Annotated in this window: 24 protein-coding genes; 11 read left to right on the top strand and 13 right to left on the bottom strand. The window is 68.6% G+C overall.

The annotated features are described in order from the left end of the window. Positions 1-4 precede the first annotated feature (4 nt). The 6 genes from ACLBKU_RS08765 to ACLBKU_RS08740 all read left to right on the top strand — a co-directional run bounded on the left by ACLBKU_RS08765 (position 5) and on the right by ACLBKU_RS08740 (position 3161). Entirely contained in the window at positions 5-220 is a 216-nt protein-coding gene (locus ACLBKU_RS08765) for a hypothetical protein (RefSeq protein ID WP_410179171.1), read from the top strand. 8 nt (positions 221-228) lie between these two features. Beyond that, the gene (gene nrdR / locus ACLBKU_RS08760; protein WP_410179170.1) at positions 229-690 is read left to right on the top strand and encodes a transcriptional regulator NrdR; all 462 of its coding nucleotides are present in this window, start codon (positions 229-231) and stop codon (positions 688-690) included. Between the two features lie 7 nt (positions 691-697). Continuing rightward, positions 698-1444: an RNA methyltransferase gene (locus tag ACLBKU_RS08755; protein ID WP_410179169.1), complete on the top strand. Its 747-nt coding sequence runs from the start codon at positions 698-700 to the stop codon at positions 1442-1444. Positions 1445-1534: 90 nt separating this feature from the next. Further along, positions 1535-1819: a hypothetical protein gene (locus ACLBKU_RS08750; RefSeq protein ID WP_410179168.1), complete on the top strand. Its 285-nt coding sequence runs from the start codon at positions 1535-1537 to the stop codon at positions 1817-1819. A gap of 303 nt (positions 1820-2122) precedes the next feature. Further along, positions 2123-2737: a 30S ribosomal protein S4 gene (gene rpsD / locus ACLBKU_RS08745; protein WP_410179167.1), complete on the top strand. Its 615-nt coding sequence runs from the start codon at positions 2123-2125 to the stop codon at positions 2735-2737. A 142-nt stretch (positions 2738-2879) separates the two neighbouring features. Continuing rightward, on the top strand, positions 2880-3161 hold the full coding sequence (locus tag ACLBKU_RS08740; protein ID WP_410179166.1) for an AAA family ATPase: 282 nt from the start codon (positions 2880-2882) through the stop codon (positions 3159-3161). Positions 3162-3216: 55 nt separating this feature from the next. Here the strand turns inward: ACLBKU_RS08740 and ACLBKU_RS08735 are convergent, their stop codons facing one another. From ACLBKU_RS08735 to ACLBKU_RS08690, 10 genes are all read right to left on the bottom strand, one after another. Then, the gene (locus tag ACLBKU_RS08735) at positions 3217-3528 is read right to left on the bottom strand and encodes a chorismate mutase (RefSeq protein ID WP_410179165.1); all 312 of its coding nucleotides are present in this window, start codon (positions 3526-3528) and stop codon (positions 3217-3219) included. Positions 3529-3593: 65 nt separating this feature from the next. Then, positions 3594-4730: a tRNA guanosine(34) transglycosylase Tgt gene (gene tgt / locus ACLBKU_RS08730; protein ID WP_410179164.1), complete on the bottom strand. Its 1137-nt coding sequence runs from the start codon at positions 4728-4730 to the stop codon at positions 3594-3596. Positions 4731-4837: 107 nt separating this feature from the next. Continuing rightward, positions 4838-5422, bottom strand: coding sequence for a hypothetical protein (locus ACLBKU_RS08725; protein WP_410179163.1), 585 nt, complete (start codon positions 5420-5422; stop codon positions 4838-4840). Between the two features lie 160 nt (positions 5423-5582). After that, on the bottom strand, positions 5583-6350 hold the full coding sequence (locus tag ACLBKU_RS08720; protein WP_410179658.1) for an ABC transporter permease: 768 nt from the start codon (positions 6348-6350) through the stop codon (positions 5583-5585). Beyond that, complete coding sequence (locus tag ACLBKU_RS08715; protein WP_410179162.1) at positions 6350-7306, bottom strand: ABC transporter ATP-binding protein; 957 nt, start codon at positions 7304-7306, stop codon at positions 6350-6352. Before ACLBKU_RS08715 ends, ACLBKU_RS08720 begins: the two co-directional genes overlap by 1 nt. 74 nt (positions 7307-7380) lie before the next feature. Continuing rightward, positions 7381-8418, bottom strand: coding sequence for a tRNA preQ1(34) S-adenosylmethionine ribosyltransferase-isomerase QueA (gene queA / locus ACLBKU_RS08710; protein WP_410179161.1), 1038 nt, complete (start codon positions 8416-8418; stop codon positions 7381-7383). 42 nt (positions 8419-8460) lie between these two features. Further along, on the bottom strand, positions 8461-9195 hold the full coding sequence (locus ACLBKU_RS08705) for a peptidylprolyl isomerase (RefSeq protein WP_410179160.1): 735 nt from the start codon (positions 9193-9195) through the stop codon (positions 8461-8463). An 81-nt stretch (positions 9196-9276) separates the two neighbouring features. Next, positions 9277-9786, bottom strand: coding sequence for a pantetheine-phosphate adenylyltransferase (coaD, locus tag ACLBKU_RS08700; protein WP_410179159.1), 510 nt, complete (start codon positions 9784-9786; stop codon positions 9277-9279). Positions 9787-9814: 28 nt separating this feature from the next. Further along, positions 9815-10726 (bottom strand): polyprenyl synthetase family protein, encoded by a 912-nt coding sequence (locus ACLBKU_RS08695; protein WP_410179158.1) that lies wholly within the window; start codon positions 10724-10726, stop codon positions 9815-9817. Between the two features lie 4 nt (positions 10727-10730). Next, positions 10731-10985, bottom strand: a complete 255-nt coding sequence (locus ACLBKU_RS08690) for an exodeoxyribonuclease VII small subunit (protein WP_410179157.1) — start codon at positions 10983-10985, stop codon at positions 10731-10733. An 83-nt stretch (positions 10986-11068) separates the two neighbouring features. Here ACLBKU_RS08690 and ACLBKU_RS08685 point away from each other — a divergent pair, with 83 nt between their 5' ends. From ACLBKU_RS08685 to ACLBKU_RS08670, 4 genes are read left to right on the top strand one after another with little or no spacing between them, the layout of a single operon-like run. Further along, positions 11069-11482 (top strand): DUF2177 family protein, encoded by a 414-nt coding sequence (locus ACLBKU_RS08685; protein WP_410179156.1) that lies wholly within the window; start codon positions 11069-11071, stop codon positions 11480-11482. 2 nt (positions 11483-11484) lie between these two features. Further along, a complete protein-coding gene (locus ACLBKU_RS08680) occupies positions 11485-12165 on the top strand; it encodes a hypothetical protein (RefSeq protein ID WP_410179155.1) in 681 nt (226 codons plus the stop codon). A 25-nt stretch (positions 12166-12190) separates the two neighbouring features. After that, the gene (purL, locus tag ACLBKU_RS08675) at positions 12191-14428 is read left to right on the top strand and encodes a phosphoribosylformylglycinamidine synthase subunit PurL (protein WP_410179154.1); all 2238 of its coding nucleotides are present in this window, start codon (positions 12191-12193) and stop codon (positions 14426-14428) included. 4 nt (positions 14429-14432) lie between these two features. Beyond that, positions 14433-14840 (top strand): hypothetical protein, encoded by a 408-nt coding sequence (locus tag ACLBKU_RS08670; protein ID WP_410179153.1) that lies wholly within the window; start codon positions 14433-14435, stop codon positions 14838-14840. 4 nt (positions 14841-14844) lie between these two features. On the opposite strand, the gene ACLBKU_RS08665 is transcribed toward ACLBKU_RS08670, so the two are convergent. The 3 genes from ACLBKU_RS08665 to serB form a co-directional block, all read right to left on the bottom strand. Beyond that, on the bottom strand, positions 14845-15636 hold the full coding sequence (locus ACLBKU_RS08665) for a Coq4 family protein (RefSeq protein ID WP_410179152.1): 792 nt from the start codon (positions 15634-15636) through the stop codon (positions 14845-14847). Between the two features lie 14 nt (positions 15637-15650). Beyond that, complete coding sequence (locus ACLBKU_RS08660; protein ID WP_410179151.1) at positions 15651-16493, bottom strand: Coq4 family protein; 843 nt, start codon at positions 16491-16493, stop codon at positions 15651-15653. Between the two features lie 112 nt (positions 16494-16605). Then, a complete protein-coding gene (gene serB / locus ACLBKU_RS08655) occupies positions 16606-17487 on the bottom strand; it encodes a phosphoserine phosphatase SerB (RefSeq protein WP_410179150.1) in 882 nt (293 codons plus the stop codon). Between serB and miaA the strand changes: the two genes are divergently transcribed. Continuing rightward, on the top strand, positions 17480-18436 hold the full coding sequence (gene miaA, locus ACLBKU_RS08650; RefSeq protein WP_410179149.1) for a tRNA (adenosine(37)-N6)-dimethylallyltransferase MiaA: 957 nt from the start codon (positions 17480-17482) through the stop codon (positions 18434-18436). The two genes, serB and miaA, sit on opposite strands and share 8 nt — an antisense overlap. Positions 18437-18581: the final 145 nt, after the last annotated feature.

Genomic DNA, 18581 nt, shown 5'->3' with positions numbered 1-18581 from the left:
CCTGATGAACGAACCCAACGGAACCCAGGACTGGGTCGAGGACGTCAAGGCCGAAGTTTCGGGCATGGCCAAGGAGGGGATGAACCATCCCTCGACCAAGCCGGTGCTGACCGGCGCCGCGGTCGGCGCGCTCGCGGGCGCGATCCTGCCGGTGGTCTCCTGGCCGATCGGCCTGCTCGCCGGCGCGGGCTACATGCTCTATACGAGGATCAAGAAGTAAGCCTCTGAATGCGCTGCCCGTTCTGCGCCCACGACGATACCCAGGTCAAGGACAGCCGCCCGACCGAGGACAATGCCTCGATCCGGCGGCGGCGCCAGTGCTCGTCCTGCGGCGCGCGCTTCACCACCTTCGAGCGGGTGCAGTTGCGCGAGGTGGTGGTCGTCAAGTCCGGGGACCGGCGCGAGCCTTTCGAGCGCGCCAAGCTCGAACAGTCGATCGCGCTCGCCTCGCGCAAGCGCGGGATCGACCAGGAGCGACTGGACCAGCTCATCAGCGGCATCCAGCGCCAGGTCGAGACTTCGGGCGAGGCCGAGGTGCCCTCCTCGCATATCGGCGAGCTGGTGATGGAGGGCCTCAGGCAGATCGATTCGGTCGCCTATATCCGCTTCGCTTCTGTCTACCGCGATTTCTCCGAGGCACGCGACTTCGAGGAATTTGCCCACACCGTCCAGCAAGCCGCGAAGGACTAAGCCAAACATGGCCGATCTCAACAAGCCGGTGATCGTCCTCGTGCGCCCGCAATTGGGCGAGAACATCGGCAAGGCGGCGCGTGCGATGCTCAATTTCGGGCTCACCGAGATGCGCCTCGTCGCCCCCCGCGACGGCTGGCCCAACCCCTCGGCAGGCCCCGCGGCGGCGGGGGCGGACATCGTGCTCGAACAGGCGAAGGTCTACGAAACCACCGCCGAGGCGGTCGCCGACTGCGCGCACGTCCACGCCACCACGGTGAGGAAGCGCGGGGTCACCAAGCCGGTGATCGGCGCCGACGAGGCCGGGCGGCAGGTCCACACGATGCCGGGCCGCCACGCGATCATCTTCGGGCCCGAGCGCTCGGGGCTCGAGACCGAGGACGTCGCGCTCGCCCGCAACATCCTGACGATCCCGATCAACCCCGAGTTCGGTTCCTTGAACCTCGCCCAGGCGGTGATCCTCGTCGCCTACGAGTGGTCGCGGATGGGGCGCGAGCTCGCCGATGCCGGGGAGGCGCTGGTGCAGCCCACCCTCGAGGACACGCTCCCGCCCGCGCCGCAGGAGGAGCTCGAAGGGCTGATCGCCCATTTCGAGGCGCTGCTTGAGCCGCGCGGCTATTTCCGCCCCGCGACCCGCGCCGAGGCGACCCGCCGCACCTTGCGCGGGTTGCTCACCAAGCCGGGCTGGAACCACCTCGAGGTGCGCACCCTGCGCGGCGTGCTGAGCGCGATCGAGAAGCCGCCGCGCGATTGAGCCGCGGCGCGCGAGCGAAGGCGGTTTACAGGCGCGGCCCAAGGGGTTAGGCCGAAGCTCCCCTCCCCCTGCAACCCCGCGAGATTCCCGATGAAATCGATTCTCCCGCGTTCCGGCGCGCTCGTTGCCGCCGTGCTGTTCGCCGCCGCCGCTCATGCCGCGCAGACCGCTCCCGCCGACACGCCCGCGCCCTCCGCCACCGAGCAGCCCGCCGCCGACCCCGCCGCCGACAAGGCCGAGGCTGCCGCGACGGGCGAAGCAAAAGCCGAGGACCGGCAGATTTGCCGCTACATCAAGGCCGACGCCTCGAGCCGCCGCAAGACCAAGGTCTGCCGCACCGCCGAGGAATGGCGCGAGCTCAACAACATCCGCTGATCTGACGCCCGGATCGCGCATCGCGGCGCGCAAGGCCTGCCTCACCCGCCAGGAATGGCAGCCGCGCTCGGACCCTGCCCACGACGAACTCGAGGCCCGCAACCGCGCGACCGGCGACAGCTGAGCCGCCGGCACGACGGCGAGGCTTGACCGGGCGGCCAATCCTGCTATGCGCGCGCCTTCGCAAATGGGCCCTGCACCCCGGTGAAGCAGGCGCCGCATTCCTCCCCCGGTGGCGGAATGGAGCGATTCCGGGTTGAAGCCCGCCATACCGGCGGGTCAGCACATTGAAGGATACGACACATGTCGAAGCGCAAGAGCGCCAAGCACAAGCTCGACCGCCGCATGGGCGAGAACATCTGGGGCCGCCCCAACTCGCCCGTCAACAAGCGCTCCTACGGTCCCGGCCAGCACGGCCAGCGCCGCAAGGGCAAGATGAGCGACTACGGCCTCCAGCTGCGCGCCAAGCAGAAGCTCAAGGGCTACTACGGCGACGTCACCGAGAAGCAGTTCAAGCGCAACTACCTCGAAGCCTCGCGCATGAAGGGCGACACCAGCCAGAACCTGATCGGCCTGCTCGAGCAGCGTCTCGACATGGTGGTCTACCGCGCCAAGTTCGCGCCGACCATCTTCGCCGCGCGCCAGCTCGTCAGCCACGGCCACATCCACGTCAACGGCCAGAAGTGCAACATCGCCTCGCGCCGTGTGGCGGTGGGTGACGTCATCAGCCTCGGCGCCAAGGCCAAGGAGATGGCGCTCGTGATCGAGGCGCAGAGCCTCGCCGAGCGCGACATTCCCGACTACGTCATGCCCGACGGCAACGACAAGGTGACCTTCACCCGTGTGCCGAAGCTCGACGAAGTGCCCTACCCGGTGACGATGGAACCGAACCTGGTCGTCGAGTTCTACTCGCGCTGATCGGGCGCCGGCGCCGAACGGCAAGCAACGGGGCGGTCCTTCGGGGCCGCCCTTTTCTTTTGCGATAGCGCGCGTCAGGCAGGTAAGGGTTCACGAGTTCCACCTCGCAACCCGGCGGGCACATCGCATGCCAACGGCCCATATGATCCACGGCTATCCCGGCGTCGGCAAGACGAGCCTAGCCTATCGGCTGGAGCAGGAATACGCCGCCATCCGCGTCACGCACGACGAATGGATGACCCGGCTCTTCGGGTTCGATCCGCCGGCGGAGCACTTTGCCGATCATGCCGCGAGAGTGTCCGCGCAGATCGAGGCCGTGTGGACGCGATGCCTTGCGCTCGGCATGGACGTGGTCCTCGACCTCAACTTCTGGAGCCCGGGGGAGCGGGAGGAGATCTCTTCCTCGATGCGGGACGGGAGGTGACATCCGCCGCCCCCGGAGCGACTCCGATGCTGTGCACAACCCCCTGCCGGCGCAGTCAGGCCCTGACCCGGTCCCACTCGCCGAATTCATAGGCGATCGAGCCCTCGACGAGCCGCTCCCAGATATCGGCCACGACCTCGGCCGGAATCCCGCGCGCCTCGGCCTCGGCGACGGCGGCGGCGATCACCGCGGCCTTGCGCGCCTCGTCGCGCACCGCCTCGCGGGTCGGCTTGATCCGGGCGGCGGCGCGCATGTAGCCGAAGCGCCGGGCGAGCAGCGCCACCAGCTCGCGGTCGAGCGCGTCGACGCCGGCGCGCACCTCGGCCATGGTGATGCAGTCCTCGGGGCTCAGGGGAAGGTCGGTCATGCGCGCGGCCCTAGAGTGAGGAAGCGCCTCTTGTCGAGGGGCTTCCCGTGCCCGCTCCGGCCGCGTCAGGATTTCGGCCGGAGATAATCGCGGCGGAAGTCGCTGGCGAAGCTGGCGAACCGGTCCGCCGCGATGGCTTCGCGCATGGCCTGCATCAGCGCCTGGTAGAAGCTGAGGTTGTGCTCGGTCACCAGCATCGCCCCGAGCATTTCGCCCGATTTGACGAGGTGGTGGATATAGGCGCGGCTGTAGATCGCGCAGACCGGGCAAGCGCAGCGCGTGTCGAGCGGGCCGGTATCCTCGGCGTGGCGGGCGTTCCTCATGTTGAGCGGCCCGCCCCACGTGAAGGCCTGCCCGTTGCGGCCCGAGCGGGTCGGCAGCACGCAATCGAACATGTCGATCCCCCGCTCGACCGCGCCGACGAGATCGTCGGGCTTGCCCACGCCCATCAGGTAACGGGGCCGGTCGGCAGGGAGCATCGAGGGCGCGTAATCCAGCACGCCGAACATCGCCTCCTGCCCCTCGCCCACGGCAAGACCGCCCACCGCATAGCCGTCAAAACCGATGTCGGTGAGCTTGTCGGCGCTGATCTGCCGCAGGTCTTCGTGCAACGCGCCCTGCTGGATGCCGAACAAGGCGGCGCGGCCGGCGTGTTCCTCGCCTGCGTCGAACCCCTCGCGGCTGCGCCTCGCCCAGCGCATCGAGAGCTCCATCGAGGCCGCGATCTCGTCGCGCGGGCGGTCGGCGCGGGGGCACTCGTCGAAGGCCATCACGATGTCGCTGCCGAGCAGGCGCTGGATCTCCATGCTGCGCTCGGGCGTGAGCATGTGCTTCGAGCCGTCGAGGTGGCTGCGGAACTCGACGCCGTCCTCGGTAAGCTTCCTGAGGTCCGAGAGGCTCATCACCTGGTAGCCGCCGCTGTCGGTGAGGATCGGGCGCGGCCAGTTCATGAAGCTGTGGAGGCCCCCGAGCCTTGCTACGCGCTCGGCACCGGGGCGCAGCATCAGGTGGTAGGTGTTGCCGAGGATGATGTCGGCGCCGGTCGCGCGCACCGCCTCGGGCTTCATCGCCTTGACTGTCGCGGCGGTGCCGACCGGCATGAAGGCCGGCGTGCGGATTTCGCCGCGCCGCATCCGGATGACGCCGGTGCGCGCCTTGCCGCTGGCGGCGTGGAGCGTGAACTGGAAGCGCGGCGCTGTCATGGCGCTCGCCCGCTAACGGCACGCGGGCGGCCTGTCACCCCCTAAGGGAACGGGCCGCCTGCCTACGTGGCAGACGGCCCGCCTCCGATCGATGCCTCAGCGGCCGATCAGAACTTGATGCCGACGCCCACCGTGCCGCGCAGGGTGTCGAAGGCGATGGTGTCGACGTTGCCGCGCAGGACGACGCTGCCGAGCGGCACTTCCGCGCCCACGCCGACGAGGTAGTCGCCGCCCACGTCGGGGGTCGAGAGGCCGTTCTCGTCGAGGAAGTCCTCGTCCACGCCGGTCAGGTTCTCGAGGTCGAGGTCGACCCACTGATAGCCGCCGCGGGCGTAAATCTTGGCGCCGCCTTCGGTGCGGAAGCCGAGACGACCGGAGACGCCATATTCGGCCTCGATCGGGCCGTCACCGAGGTTCGCGTTGCCCTCGACGCCGGCGAAGAGGTTCTCGCCGAGCGGGAAGTCGACCGCCGCGAAGCCGCCGTAGATCGTGCCGGTGTCCTTGATGTTGAGTTCGTCGAACTCGCCGTTGTCGGCGTCGAGATCGCCGAGGTCGATGCCGAGATTGTGACGGCCGACCTGGGCACCGATGGTGACTTCGGGCTTGTTCTCGGTCGTGCTCTGGGCCTGCGCGGCCGCGGGGAGCGCCAACGCGCCGGCAGCGGCAAGCGTGGTGAAGACGAGCTTCTTCATTGTTCTTGTGTCCTTTTCCGTCCGCCGCGGGAGGTGCGACGTCGAAAGGATCGCTAAGGAGCACGTCTTTTCTGTGTAATGAACAAAGCTAGCGGTTTACGTTAATGTCTGCCCGATGGTGCTTCATGTCGGACCAGTGTCATTTGGTTGCTAACATGGATCAGTCTCTCAACCGCCATCCGGTCCGGAAAATGACGGCGATGACGACGACACACACGGTCAGGAAGCCGAGGGTCAGACCGAGCGAGACCCCGATCGGCACGTCCGAGACCCCGTAGAAGCTGTAACGCAGCCCGCTCACCAGGAAGGCGATCGGGTTGACGAGGGCGACGGAGTCCCATGGTGCGGGCAGGTCGCGGATCGAATAGAAGGTCCCGCCGAGGAAGGTGAGCGGGGTGAGGATCAGCATCGGGATGATGCCCAGCTTCTCGAAGCTGTCGGCCCACACCCCGAGGATGAAGCCGAACAGCGCGAAACTCGCCGCCACCAGCATGATGTACAGCGCCGCGAGAAGCGGGTGGACGATCTCGTAGTCGACGAAGAGCCGCGCCGTGGCGAGGATGATTGCCGCGAGGATCAGCCCCTTGGTCGCCGCCGCCCCGACGAAGCCGACGAGGGTCTCGGCGACGCCCACGGGCGCCGAGAGCAGCTCGTAGATCGTGCCGGTGAAGCGCGGCATGTAGATGCCGAAGCTCGCATTGCTGGTGGTCTCGCCGAGCAGGGTGAGCATCAGCAGGCCGGGGATGATGAAGGCCCCGTAGGGCACGCCGCCGACCGGCTCCATGCGCGCCCCGATCACCGAGCCGAACACCACGAAGTAGAGCGAGGTGGTGAGCACCGGGGAGAGGATCGACTGGAAGGCGGTGCGGAAGGCGCGCGCCATCTCGCGGCGGTAGATCGCGTAGGCGCTCCTGAGGTTGAAGTGCATCACGCCGCCTCCGCCTTGTCGCCCAGCAGGCCGACGAAGATGTCCTCGAGCGAGCTGTCGTGGATGTCGAGGCTGGTGAAGCCGATCCCGGCGCGGGTCAGGGCCTGGGTCAGCTCAGCGACCTCGGCGCGGCCCCTGCCCTGGCCGTTGCCGCCGCGATAGACGAGCTGCGCGCCGCCGGCGGCCAGTTCCAGCGGGAAGCCGGCGAGGCCTGCGGGCACCTCGCGCAGCGGCTCGGCGAGGTCGATCACCGCCTCGGTGGTGCCGAGCCGTTCCATCATCGCGCGCTTTTCGTCGACCATCAGGATGCGCCCGCGCTGGATGATCCCGACACGGTCGGCCATCTCCTCGGCCTCTTCGATGTAGTGGGTGGTGAGGATGATGGTGACGCCGCGCTCCTTCAGCCCCGCGATCTGCTCCCACATGCCCTTGCGCAGTTCGACGTCGACCCCGGCAGTGGGCTCGTCGAGGAACAGCAGCTCAGGCTCATGCGCGAGTGCCTTGGCGATCAGCACGCGGCGCTTCATCCCGCCGGACAGGGCGCGGATCTGCGCGTCCTTCTTGTCCCACAGCGAAAGGCTCCTGAGGATCTCCTCGAGCCGTGCGGAATCGGAGGGCTTGCCGAACAGGCCCTGCGAATAGGTGACCGCGTGCCACACGGTCTCGAACATGTCGGTCGCGAGTTCCTGCGGCACCAGTCCGATGCGCGCGCGCGCCTTGCGCCAGTCCTTGGCGAGGTCCTGCCCGAAGGCGCGGATCGTCCCCCCGCTCGGCCGCACAAGGCCGCACACGGCGCCGATCAGCGTGGTCTTGCCCGCGCCGTTGGGGCCGAGCAGCGCGAAGATCTCGCCGCGATGGACGGTGAGGTCGATCCCGCCGAGCGCGGTGACGCCGCCGCGGTAGGTCTTGGTGAGATCGCGGATTTCGAGAATCGGCGCGCCGGGGGAGGAGTTCATGCGCGCACACTTGGCGCTTGGGCCCGGCTTTGCAAGGCGCGGGGCCTGGCTTTCGGTGGTCAGCCGCGTGGTCTTCAGGGCAGGAGCAGGCTCGAATCCCCGTAGGAGTAGAAGCGGTATTCCTTCGCGATCGCGTGCTCGTAGGCGGCCAGCATCCGCTCGCGGCCCATCAGCGCGCTGACGAGCATCATCAGCGTCGACTTGGGGAGGTGGAAATTGGTCATCAGGCCGTCGACCGCCTTGAACCTATACCCCGGGGTGATGAAGATCGCGGTGTCGCCCGCGAAGGGCCGGATCGTGCCATCCTCGTCGACCGCGCTCTCGAGCAGGCGCAGCACCGTGGTGCCGACCGCGATGATCCGTCCGCCGGCCGCGCGCGCGGCGTTGAGCTGGTCGGCGGTGGCAGGCGAGATGCGGCCGAACTCGGCGTGCATCCGGTGCTCGTCGGTGTCCTCGGCCTTGACCGGGAGGAAGGTCCCCGCGCCCACGTGCAGCGTCAGCATCGCGCGGCCGATCCCGGCGGCGTCGATCGCATCGACGAGGGCTTCAGTGAAGTGCAGCGAGGCGGTGGGGGCCGCGACCGCGCCTTCCTCGCGGGCGAACATCGTCTGGTAGTCCTCGAGGTCTTGGCGGTCGATCCCGCGCTTCGAGGCGATATAGGGCGGCAGCGGCATCGTGCCGGCGCGGTCGAGCAGGACTTCGACCGGCTCCTCGCCCTCGAAGAACAGCGTGAGCGAGCCGTCGGCGTGGCGCGCCTCGGCAATCGCGGTGACGCCGCCGCCGAACACCAATTGGTCGCCGATCTTCACCCGCCTGGCGTTCCTGAGGAAGGCCTGCCAGCGCCTGAGGTCGAGCCGCTTGTGGAGCGTCGCGCCGATCTTCGCCTCGCCGTCCGCGCGGCGGCCCTCGAGCTGGGCGGGGATCACGCGGGTGTCGTTGAAGACCAGCACGTCGCCGGGGTTCAGCAGCTGCGGCAGGTCGCGCACGCCGCGGTCCTCGAACGGCGTGTCGCTTCCGCGCACCACCAGCATCCGCGCCGCATCGCGCGGGCGCACGGGCCTCAGCGCAATGCGCTCTGGCGGCAGATCGAAATCGAACAGGTCAACCTTCATGCCGCGCGTCCCTAGCGGTTCGGCGCGGGCGAAGGAAGGGGCTTACCGGGCGGGAGGCAGCGGCGCGCTCAAGGCGTCGGCAGTGATCGCCTCTTCCTTGGGCGCAGGCGGCGGCGGGGGCGGCAGATTGTCGCTCTCGAGCGAGGCCTGGACGATATAGGTGGGGCTTGCCGGCGGCTCGCCGCGGTTGATCGCGTCGACCGCTTCCATGTTCTCGATCACCCGCCCGAAATTGGTGTACTTCTTGTCGAGGCTGAAGCGCGGGTAGAAGACGATGAAGAACTGGCTGTTGGCGCTGTCCTCGGCGCTCGCGCGCGCCATCGAGAGCGTGCCGCGCACGTGCGGCATCGGGTTGAACTCGGCCTTGAGGTCGGGAAGCTCGCTGCCGCCCTGCCCGGTGCCGGTCGGATCGCCGCCCTGCGCCATGAAGCCGTCGATCACGCGGTGGAACACCACGCCGTTGTAGAAGCCTGCGCGGGTGAGCGTCTTGATCCGCTCGACATGCGCCGGGGCCCAATCGGCCTGGAGCCGGATCTTGACCCGCTGGCCGTTCGACAGGTCGAGCACCCAGACGTTCTCGGGATCGACCGAGGGATCGTAGTTGATCGGCGCATAGGTCCGCGGCGCGGTGGTATCCGCCTTGGTCACCGGCTGCTTGGCATTGTCGCCGAACGCGACCGGCGGGGTGTCGTCCTTCTGCTTCTGGGCGAAGGCGGCGTGCGGAGCGGTCAGCGCGAGCACGGCGGCAAGGGCAGGAGCGAACTTGGTCAGGGTCATGGTTCCATCCGGATTGGTGAGGCGCTTTACCCTCGCCTCTCTGACACTGCAATGAATGATGCGGGCGAGGCCCCCTCGCGCCTAGCCGCCCTTGCGGCCCTGCGCCTCGACCCGGGCGACCACATCGTCGCGCACCGCCGGGCTCACGAACTTGGCGATGTCGCCGCCGTAGAGCGCAATCTCCTTGACGAGCCGGCTGGCGATCGGCTGGAGGCTGACGTCGGCCATCAGGAAGATCGTCTCGACCCGGTCGTTCAATTGCCGGTTCATGCCGGTGAGCTGGTACTCGTATTCGAAGTCCGTGACGCCCCGGATGCCGCGGATCACCACCGAGGCGCCCTGCGCGTCGGCAAAGTCGACGAGGAGCGCGTTGAAGCCCACCACTTCGACATTGGCGAGGCCCAATGCCGCGACCTCGCGCTCGACCATCGCGATGCGCTCGGCGTCGGAGAACATCGGCGACTTGGCGATGTTGGTGGTCACTCCGATGATGAGGTGATCGACGAGGTTCGCCCCGCGCCGGATGATGTCGGCATGGCCGAGGGTGATGGGGTCGAAGGTTCCCGGGTAGATGCCGATGCGGCGCGTCATGGTGATGACTCCTCTCTGGCGCGCAGACCTAGCGGTCGCGTTCGACGATATAGCGGGCGAGCGCGCGCAGGATGTCGGCCTCGCTGCCATAGGAGGCAAGGCGCAGCACCGCCTGGTCGACCAGCGCACGGGCCTGCTCGCGGGCGCGCTCGACGCCGAGCAGGGTGACGAAGGTCTGCTTGCCCTGCTCGCTGTCCTTGCGCAGCGCCTTGCCGGCCTTCTCGATATCGCCTTCGACATCGAGAAGGTCGTCGGCGATCTGGAAGGCGAGGCCGATGTCGCGGGCATAGGCCCTGAGGTGCGCGCGGCCCTGCGGCGGCACCTTGCCGAGAATCGCGCCCATCTCGACCGCCGCCGCGAGCAGCGCGCCGGTCTTGAGCTGCTGGAGCCGGGTGACGGCGTGGAGGTCGTAGACCACGCCCTCCTCGTCGGCGACCATGTCCATCATCTGCCCGCCCGCCATCCCGTTCATGCCCGAGGCCTGCCCGAGGGTGAGGATCAGCTCGCTGCGGGTGAAGGGATCCTCGCTGGTCGCATCGTCGGCGAGGATCTCGAAGGCGAGCGCGTGGAGCGCGTCGCCGGCAAGCACCGCGGTCGCCTCGTCATAGGCCTTGTGGAGCGTCGGCTTGCCGTGGCGCAGGTCGTCATTGTCCATGCACGGCAGGTCGTCGTGGATCAGCGAATAGACGTGGATCGCCTCGATCGCCGCCCCGGCGCGCAGCGCGGCATCGCGTGCGACCCCGAACAGGCTCGCGGTGCTCACCACCAGCAGCGGGCGGACCCGCTTGCCGCCGCCGATCGCGGCATAGCGCATCGCCTCGACGAGCCGCGCTGAGGTGTCGTCCGGCACCGGCAGCAGCGCGTCGAACACCGAATCGATCTCGGTCTGGACGCGCTTGATCGCCTCGTTCAGCACGCCGCCCCCCGCTTCCATCAGCATCGCCCTAGCCTTCCGCGTCGAAGGGCCGCGTGCCCGTCGCCCGCGCGCCGCCGTCGGCAGTGACGATCCGCTCGATCCGCGCCTGCGCCGCGTCGAGCCGCTGCTGGCACGCCGCGCGCAGCGCCTCGCCGCGCTCGTAGAGGGTGATCGACTGGTCGAGCGGAACGTCGCCGCGCTCGAGCTGCTGCACGATGGCCTCGAGCTGGCTGAGCGCCTGCTCGAAGCTCATGGCGGTGATATCCGGGGTGCCCTCGTCCATGCCGGCCAGCATTGACGGCGCGCGCTGGCGCGGTCAAGGCTGCGCGCGACGGGCGGGTTCAGGAAGACAGGGATAGCCGACGCATGCTGAAGTGGATCATCGCCTACGGCGTCGCGGCCGTGTCTTTTCTTGCGCTCGACGCGGTGTGGCTGCGCTGGGCCTCGGTGAACCTGTACAAGCCGGTGATCGGCGAGATCATGGCCAAGGACTTCAACCTCGGCGCGGCGGCGGCCTTCTACCTCATCTACATTGCCGGGATCACCTGGTTCGCGATCCGCCCCGGCATTGCGGCGGGCACGGTGCAGCCGGCGCTGCTCAACGGCATCCTGCTGGGCGCGCTGTGCTATGCGACCTTCGACCTCACCTCGCAGGCCGTGATGAAGGTCTGGGCAACGCAGATCAGCGTGCTCGACATCCTGTGGGGCGCCTTCGTCACCGGCGCGGCGAGCGCGCTGGCGACGCTCGCGGTGCTGCGCTTCGCCCCTGCCAGCGCCTGAGGATGTTCATCGGTCACTTCGCCCCGGCCTTCGTCGCGGCCGCCGTCAGCCCCGAGCGCCCGCGGCTGGCGACGATGTTCGTCGCGGGCCAGCTCGTCGACTGGGGTTTCTTCACCCTCGCCCTCGTCGGCGCCGAGCACATGCGCATCGACCCAGGGGCGAGCGCGATGGTGCCATTCGACCTCTACGACATGCCCTACACCCACTCGCTGCTCGGCACCGCGATCTGGGCCGCGGCTTTTTGCGGCATCGTCGCACTGTGGCGGCGCGACCTTGCGCTGGGCGTGCTCTCCGGGCTGGTGGCGCTCTCGCACTGGCTGCTCGACTGGCTGGTGCACGTCCCCGATCTCACCCTCGACGGGACGCCGCCGAAGCTCGGGCTCGGGCTGTGGGACTGGCCGTGGGTGGCGATGCCGCTCGAACTGCTGCTCACCGGCGGCGCTTTCGTGTTCTTCATGCGCCGCACCCGCGGGCCGCTCGGGCCGCCGCTGGTGCTGGCGGGGAGCATGCTGCTGTTCCAGACGGTCAACTGGTTCGCCCCGCACCCGGAGAGTGCGGGGGTCTTCCTCTATGTGCAGGCACTGTTCGCCTTCGGCGTGCTGACGGGGATCGCGGCGTGGGTCGGGGAGAATCGCTGGTTTTCGCAAACGCGGCGGCTTGGCCTCGTCCGCCCCATGATCTAGGGGCCGCGGCCAAGGAGTCCCCCACATGACCGCCATCACCCCCGAAATCGTCGAACAGCACGGCCTTTCCCCCGAGGAATACGAGCGCGTCCTTTCCGCGCTCGGCCGCGAGCCGAACCTCGTCGAGCTCGGCATCTTCTCGGTGATGTGGTCGGAGCATTGCAGCTACAAGTCCTCGCGCATCCACCTGAAGAAGCTCCCCACCGAGGCCCCCTGGGTGATTTGCGGCCCGGGCGAGAACGCGGGCGTGATCGACATCGGCGACGGGCAGGCGGCGATCTTCAAGATGGAGAGCCACAACCACCCCTCCTATATCGAGCCCTATCAGGGCGCCGCGACGGGCGTGGGCGGCATCCTGCGCGACGTGTTCACCATGGGCGCGCGACCCATCGCCAACGCCAACGCGCTGCGTTTCGGGCGCCCCGAGCACCCGAAGATGAAGCACCTCGTGCAGGGCGTCGTCGCGGGGATCGGCGGCTACGGCAACTGTGTCGGCGTGCCGACAGTCGCGGGCGAGACCAACTTCCACCCCGCCTATGACGGCAACATCCTCGTCAACGCCATGACGGTGGGCGTCGCCGACCAGGACAAGATCTTCTACTCGGCCGCGACCGGCGTCGGGAACCCGATCGTCTATGTCGGCTCCAAGACCGGGCGCGACGGGATCCACGGCGCGACCATGGCGTCCGCCGACTTCGGCGAGGACGCCGAAGCCAAGCGCCCCACGGTGCAGGTCGGCGATCCCTTTACCGAGAAGCTGCTGATCGAGGCCTGCCTCGAGCTGATGGCGACCGACGCGATCGTCGCCATTCAGGACATGGGCGCGGCGGGGCTCACCTCCTCTTCGGTGGAGATGGCGAGCAAGGGCGGCGCCGGCATCCGGCTCGACATGAACAAGGTCCCCTGCCGCGAGACCGGCATGACGCCCTACGAGATGATGCTCTCGGAAAGCCAGGAGCGGATGCTCATGGTCTTGCAACCCGGCAAGGAAGCGATGGCCGAGGCGATCTTCCGCAAGTGGGAGCTCGATTTCGCGGTGATCGGCGAAGTGACCGATACCGGCCACATGGTGCTCGAATTCAATGGCGAGGTGGTGTGCGACATCCCGCTCGCCCCGCTCGCCGACGAAGCGCCGCTTTACGACCGGCCCTACCTCTCAAAGGAGGAATATGCGGCATGGGCGGGCGTGAAGCCGCTCGGAGAAGTGCCCGCGACCGACGATGTCGCCGCCGACCTTCTCACGCTGATGTCCTCCCCCGAACTCGCCTCGCGCCGCTGGATCGCCGAGCAGTATGATTCGCAGGTCGGTGCCGACACGCTCCAGACCGGCGGGGATGCCGGCGTGGTGCGCGTCCACGGGACCGGCAAGGCACTCGCGATCACCACCGACTGCACCCCGCGCTATGTCTTCGCCGACCCCTACGAGGGCGGCAAGCAGGCGATTGCCGAGGCCTACCGGAACCTCTGCGCCGTGGGCGCGCGGCCGCTCGCCGTGACCAACTGCCTCAACTTCGCCAATCCCCAACGCCCCGAGATCATGGCACAGATCGTCCACGCCCTCGACGGCATGGGCGATGCCTGCCGCGCGCTCGATTTCCCGATCGTTTCCGGCAACGTCAGCCTCTACAACGAGTCCAAGGCGACCGGCGGCGGCAGCGCGATCCTGCCCACCCCCGCCATCGGGGGCGTCGGCATCATCACCGACCTCTCCAAGATGATGACGATGCACTTCAAGAACGCGGGCGATGCGATCTACCTCGTCGGCCCCGAGTTCTGGGCCAAGCCCGATCCCACCCGCTCGCACCTCGGCCAGTCGCTGTGGCTGCGCGTGGTCAAGGGCGTGGAAGGCGGCCGCACCCCGCCGACGGACCTGACGGTGGAGAAGAACGCGGGCGCGATCATCCACGAACTGATCGCCGACGGCCTCGTCAACGCGGTCCACGACCTTAGCGACGGCGGCCTCGCGGTCGCGCTCGCGGAGATGGCGCTTGCCGGCGGGATCGGTGCCGAGACCGAGGCGGGCAATCCCGATTACACCCCCGCGCAGTGGTGGTTCGGCGAGGACCAGGGGCGCTACCTCGTTACCGTGCCGGACGTCGAAGCGCTCAATGCCGCGCTCTCCAAGGGCACCCGCAACGACGAGACCGCGCAGATCGGCTTCCAGCGGATCGGCACGGTCGGCGGGGATGCGGTCCTCGGCGTTCCCCTCGCCGAGCTGCGCGCCGCGCACCAGCGCTTCTTCGCGGAGTGGATGGAGGGCTGACCCGGTGGCCTCGGGCTATTCCGGCACGCCGCTCGTCAGGAAGCTCAGTTTGCGCGACGGGATGCGGGTGTGGTTCGATGCCATGCCCGAGCACGTGCTCGACGAGATCGACGAACATGCGCTCGAACTCACCTTCGTCGCCGAGCCGGCGCAAGGGATCGATGCCGCGCATGTCTTCGTCACCGAGCGCGCGTGTCTCGAAGCCCGACTGACGGCGCTTCGCCAGCAGATCGCGCCCGATGGTCAGATCTGGGTGAGCTGGCCCAAGAAGGCGTCGAAAGTCCCGACCGACATCACCGAGGACACGATCCGGGAGGTCGGCCTGCCGCTCGGGCTGGTCGATACCAAGGTCTGCGCGATCGACGAGGTCTGGTCGGGCCTCAAGCTCGTGATCCGCAAGGAGCTGCGCTGAAGGCTCAGGCCGCCTGCGCGCCGCTCAAGGAGATGTCCTCGCTTAGGGTGCCTTCGGCATTGAGGATCGCGAGGCACTGGCGGTAGACCTCGGGCTTGCCGATGTTGAGCCGCGCCCGCGCAGCGCCAATATCCTCGCGCATCAGCGCGGCAATGTCCTGGTGCGCGATCTTCGCGGCGGCGCGGCCGAGACGGCGGCCTTCGCTGATGGCGGCGAAGATCGGGGCCTTGGTGCCGCTCACCTTCTTGATCTGCCGCGCCCCGGCATAGGCGATGAAGAGGATGCCGGTGTTGCGGTTCTGCTGATAGCTGAAGCCGAGCAAGGCCGCCTCGCCGAGAGCGTCGCGGCCATAGCCGGTGAGCACGTGGAACAGGTCATGCGTGTCGCGCAGGCGGTCGAAATACCACTGGGTCTGGTCCTGCGGCAGGCTCTCGGGCGGCGCCCACTTGTGGCTCTCCGCCACCAGCCCCGCCGCCGAGAGCCCCTCGCGGCGCATGAAGGCGATGTAGTGCGCCGCGACCGTGTTCGGCCCGCAATCGGCCCAGCGCGCGTGGTCGTCGAGCATCGCCGGGATGTCGGTCCCCTCGCGCAGGAAGCGCTGGCCCTCGGGCGAGCGGATGAAGGCGTGCGCCTGGGCATTGCTACGCCGGCCCTTGGTGGCCTCGATGATGTGGAAGACCTGCTCGGTGTCCTCCTTGTCCTCGACGAGCTTGCCGAAGTGGTGGAGCACCTTCAGCGGACGGAAGCCCGATGTCTTGCGGTCCGGGGCGACCAGCGGGAGATCGACGACGTTCATCGGCTATCCTCTCTTCAGGCGGCGAGCAGTTCGGGCTCGGCGGGCTTGCTGCTCGCGAGCAGGTCGTAGGGGTTCACACCCTCGGCCTGCCAGACGCGGTGGCATTCGCGATAGAGCGTGGGCTCTGGGATACGCAGCTGCTGGCGCACCTCCTCGAGCGGGCGCGCGAGCAGTTCGCGGATCGGCTGCGCGATCAGCGGGGGCGCCCCCTTGCCGGTGCGATGCGCCTGACGCACCGCGCCCAGCACCGGCGCCTTGGTGCCCTTGGCCATCTTCTTGATGTTCGCAGCCCCGGCATAGCCGATCAGCAGGTGCCCCTGGCTCGGCTGCTGCCCGTGGGTAAAGAGCAGCACGCTCGCCTCGCCCAGCGCATCGCGGCCATAGCCGGTGAGGATGTGGAACAGGTCATGGGTGTCGCGCGAGCGGTTGATGTACCACTCGACAAGGTCGGGATAGCGCTCGCGCCCCGTACGGTCGCTCTCGGCGACAAGGCCCGCGGCCGACAGACCTTCGGCCTCCATGAAGTCGCAATAGGCGTGCGCAAGGCTGCCCTTGGGGGTGCGGCGCAGCGCGGCGTGATCGTCGAGGATGTCGGGCAGCCATGCCTCGGTCTGACGCAGGCGCTCGCCCTGTTCGGAAAGCGCGAGTTCGGCGATGCGCGGCATGAAGTCCTTGGACGGCAGCGATTCGAAGATCTTGAACACTGCCGCGGTGTCTTCCTTGTCCTTCATCAGCGTCCGGAAGTTGCGCAAGGCGCGCAGCGGGCGATACTTCGCGGCCGGGCGATCGGGGTGCAGCAGCACCGTGCCGTCGGGGGCGAACATCCGGGTGAAGGCGGTGCGATCAGATTGGGTCATGCGAGGATCCTTCAGCGAAGTGCCGCTTTAGCACCCGCTTGCTTACACGAGTGTTAATAGCCTTTCGGTACGCATCGTGCAACCCATATTTGCGCTGCCTCAAATCCGCGCCTCAGGCCTCGCGCCAGTCAACGCGCGGGATGCCGAGCAACCGGAGGACCGCCGTGAGATCCCCCGCGTCGACCCGCCCGTTCGCCGCCTCACGCGCCTTGGGCTTGGCCATGTAGGCGAAGCCGTAGGTCGCCGCCGCGATCATCGGCACGTCGTTCGCCCCGTCGCCGGTCGCGAGGCTCGCGGCGGTTTCCCCGAGCGCCGCCGCCTCCTCGCGCAGCACCGCGGCCTTGACCGCGCTGTCGGTGATCGCCCCGATCAGCCCGCCGGTGAGCTTGCCGCCCTCGACCGCGAGACGGTTCGCCACCACCCGGTCGAAGCCGAGCATCTCGGCCACCGGATCGGCAAAGTGATGAAAGCCCCCGGTGACCAGCACCGTCTTTGCTCCATGCGCCGCCAGCGTTGCCACCAGCGTCCTGGCGCCCGGGGTCGCCGTGATGCGATCGGCAAGGCAGGCGGCAATCGCCTCCTCGCCCAGCCCGGCGAGCAGCGCCACCCGCTCGCGCAGCGCCGCCTCGAAATCGAGCTCGCCCTGCATAGCCCGCTCGGTGATGGCGGCGATCTGCGGCTTCAGCCCGGCGTAGTCGGCGAGTTCGTCGATGCATTCCTGTTCGATCATCGTCGAATCCATGTCCGAGACGAACAGCCGCGGCACGGTGACGAGGTCGCGGCTGACCAGCGCCGCGGCGGGGGCGATGTGGCGGTCGAGCGCGGCGAGCACCGTCGCAGGCTCCCCGGCGGCGAAGCACAGCTCGAGCACCTCCTCGCCCGGCAGCAGCGCCGCCGAGGCGAGCGCGGCGCCCTCTCCCGCCAACGCCTCCACGAGCGCGTCGAGACGTGTTTCCCTGTCGGCTGTCTCTGCTATCAGCCGGGCAATGAGCATCGCATCTTCTCCACCAGCGCCCCTCGCGCTCATTGCAGGGCCGACGGCGAGCGGCAAGAGCGCCGTCGCGATTGATCTCGCACAGCGCCTCGCAGCGCGCGGGCGGCGCGGCGTGGTCATCAACGCCGATTCCGCGCAGGTCTACGCCGACCTGATGGTGCTCTCGGCGCGCCCTGACGAGGCGGAGATGGCCGGGATCGAGCATCGCCTGTTCGGCGCCTGGAACGGCGCTGAAGCCTGCTCTGCCGCCGCCTGGGCCGCCCGCGCGCGCGCCGAAATCGAGGCCTGCCACGCGGCAGGCGCGGTGCCGATCCTCGTCGGCGGGACGGGGCTCTACCTCAAGGTCCTGCTCGAGGGCATCGCCCCGATCCCGCCGATCGACCCCGCGATCCGCGCCGCGGTGCGCGCGATGGACGAGGAGGCGGCCTACAAGCTCCTCGAAATCGAGGACCCGCTGCGCGCCAGCGAGCTCGACCCGGGCGACCGCCAGCGCATTGCCCGCGCGCTCGAGGTCAAGCGCTCCACGGGGGTGACACTTGCCGACTGGCAGCTCGCCAAGGCGGGGGGCATCGCCGACATGGTCAACCTCGTGCCGCTGATCGTCGAGCCCGAGCGCGCCTGGGTCTACGAACGCTGTGACGCGCGCTTCGAGGCGATGCTCGCAGAGGGCGCGATCGCAGAGGTCGAGGCGCTGCTCGCCCGCGGCCTCGACCCCGACCTGCCGGTGATGCGCGCGATCGGCGTGCCCGAGATCGCCGCCTTCCTCGCGGGCGAGATCGACGCCGAGCGGATGGTCGCCGCCGGGCAGCAGGCGACCCGCAACTACGCCAAGCGCCAGTTCACGTGGTTCCGCCGTCAGCCGCCCCCGGAATGGCCACGGGCGCACCCCACGTGGGGGTTCGAAAATATCGACATAGAAGGCTATTTCGCATCATTATTACGTGATTAGCTCTTGACTTGTCAGATTGTAACGCCTAGCGCGGCACCCACTCGGTCCGATGCACTTCCCCCTGCATCGGGCCGGTTTTCTTTATCGCGAGGCCCCAAGCGGCGGGCCGAATGACAGATGGAGTGCTCCCGTGCCCGGCAAGCCG

The organism is Erythrobacter sp. NE805 (genome assembly GCF_046452355.1).
Classification (GTDB): domain Bacteria; phylum Pseudomonadota; class Alphaproteobacteria; order Sphingomonadales; family Sphingomonadaceae; genus Erythrobacter.
The sequence above is the reverse complement of the archived record's forward strand: the minus strand, read 5'-3'. Positions and strand labels throughout refer to the sequence as shown.

Coding starts and splice junctions, on each gene's coding strand:
- ACLBKU_RS08765 (WP_410179171.1), top strand. CDS start 5: ATGAACGAACCCAACGGAACCCAGGACTGGGTCGAGGACGTCAAGGCC.
- nrdR (WP_410179170.1), top strand. CDS start 229: ATGCGCTGCCCGTTCTGCGCCCACGACGATACCCAGGTCAAGGACAGC.
- ACLBKU_RS08755 (WP_410179169.1), top strand. CDS start 698: ATGGCCGATCTCAACAAGCCGGTGATCGTCCTCGTGCGCCCGCAATTG.
- ACLBKU_RS08750 (WP_410179168.1), top strand. CDS start 1,535: ATGAAATCGATTCTCCCGCGTTCCGGCGCGCTCGTTGCCGCCGTGCTG.
- rpsD (WP_410179167.1), top strand. CDS start 2,123: ATGTCGAAGCGCAAGAGCGCCAAGCACAAGCTCGACCGCCGCATGGGC.
- ACLBKU_RS08740 (WP_410179166.1), top strand. CDS start 2,880: ATGATCCACGGCTATCCCGGCGTCGGCAAGACGAGCCTAGCCTATCGG.
- ACLBKU_RS08735 (WP_410179165.1), bottom strand. CDS start 3,528: ATGACCGACCTTCCCCTGAGCCCCGAGGACTGCATCACCATGGCCGAG.
- tgt (WP_410179164.1), bottom strand. CDS start 4,730: ATGACAGCGCCGCGCTTCCAGTTCACGCTCCACGCCGCCAGCGGCAAG.
- ACLBKU_RS08725 (WP_410179163.1), bottom strand. CDS start 5,422: ATGAAGAAGCTCGTCTTCACCACGCTTGCCGCTGCCGGCGCGTTGGCG.
- ACLBKU_RS08720 (WP_410179658.1), bottom strand. CDS start 6,350: ATGCACTTCAACCTCAGGAGCGCCTACGCGATCTACCGCCGCGAGATG.
- ACLBKU_RS08715 (WP_410179162.1), bottom strand. CDS start 7,306: ATGAACTCCTCCCCCGGCGCGCCGATTCTCGAAATCCGCGATCTCACC.
- queA (WP_410179161.1), bottom strand. CDS start 8,418: ATGAAGGTTGACCTGTTCGATTTCGATCTGCCGCCAGAGCGCATTGCG.
- ACLBKU_RS08705 (WP_410179160.1), bottom strand. CDS start 9,195: ATGACCCTGACCAAGTTCGCTCCTGCCCTTGCCGCCGTGCTCGCGCTG.
- coaD (WP_410179159.1), bottom strand. CDS start 9,786: ATGACGCGCCGCATCGGCATCTACCCGGGAACCTTCGACCCCATCACC.
- ACLBKU_RS08695 (WP_410179158.1), bottom strand. CDS start 10,726: ATGCTGATGGAAGCGGGGGGCGGCGTGCTGAACGAGGCGATCAAGCGC.
- ACLBKU_RS08690 (WP_410179157.1), bottom strand. CDS start 10,985: ATGGACGAGGGCACCCCGGATATCACCGCCATGAGCTTCGAGCAGGCG.
- ACLBKU_RS08685 (WP_410179156.1), top strand. CDS start 11,069: ATGCTGAAGTGGATCATCGCCTACGGCGTCGCGGCCGTGTCTTTTCTT.
- ACLBKU_RS08680 (WP_410179155.1), top strand. CDS start 11,485: ATGTTCATCGGTCACTTCGCCCCGGCCTTCGTCGCGGCCGCCGTCAGC.
- purL (WP_410179154.1), top strand. CDS start 12,191: ATGACCGCCATCACCCCCGAAATCGTCGAACAGCACGGCCTTTCCCCC.
- ACLBKU_RS08665 (WP_410179152.1), bottom strand. CDS start 15,636: ATGAACGTCGTCGATCTCCCGCTGGTCGCCCCGGACCGCAAGACATCG.
- ACLBKU_RS08660 (WP_410179151.1), bottom strand. CDS start 16,493: ATGACCCAATCTGATCGCACCGCCTTCACCCGGATGTTCGCCCCCGAC.
- miaA (WP_410179149.1), top strand. CDS start 17,480: ATGAGCATCGCATCTTCTCCACCAGCGCCCCTCGCGCTCATTGCAGGG.
- serB (WP_410179150.1), bottom strand. CDS start 17,487: ATGCTCATTGCCCGGCTGATAGCAGAGACAGCCGACAGGGAAACACGT.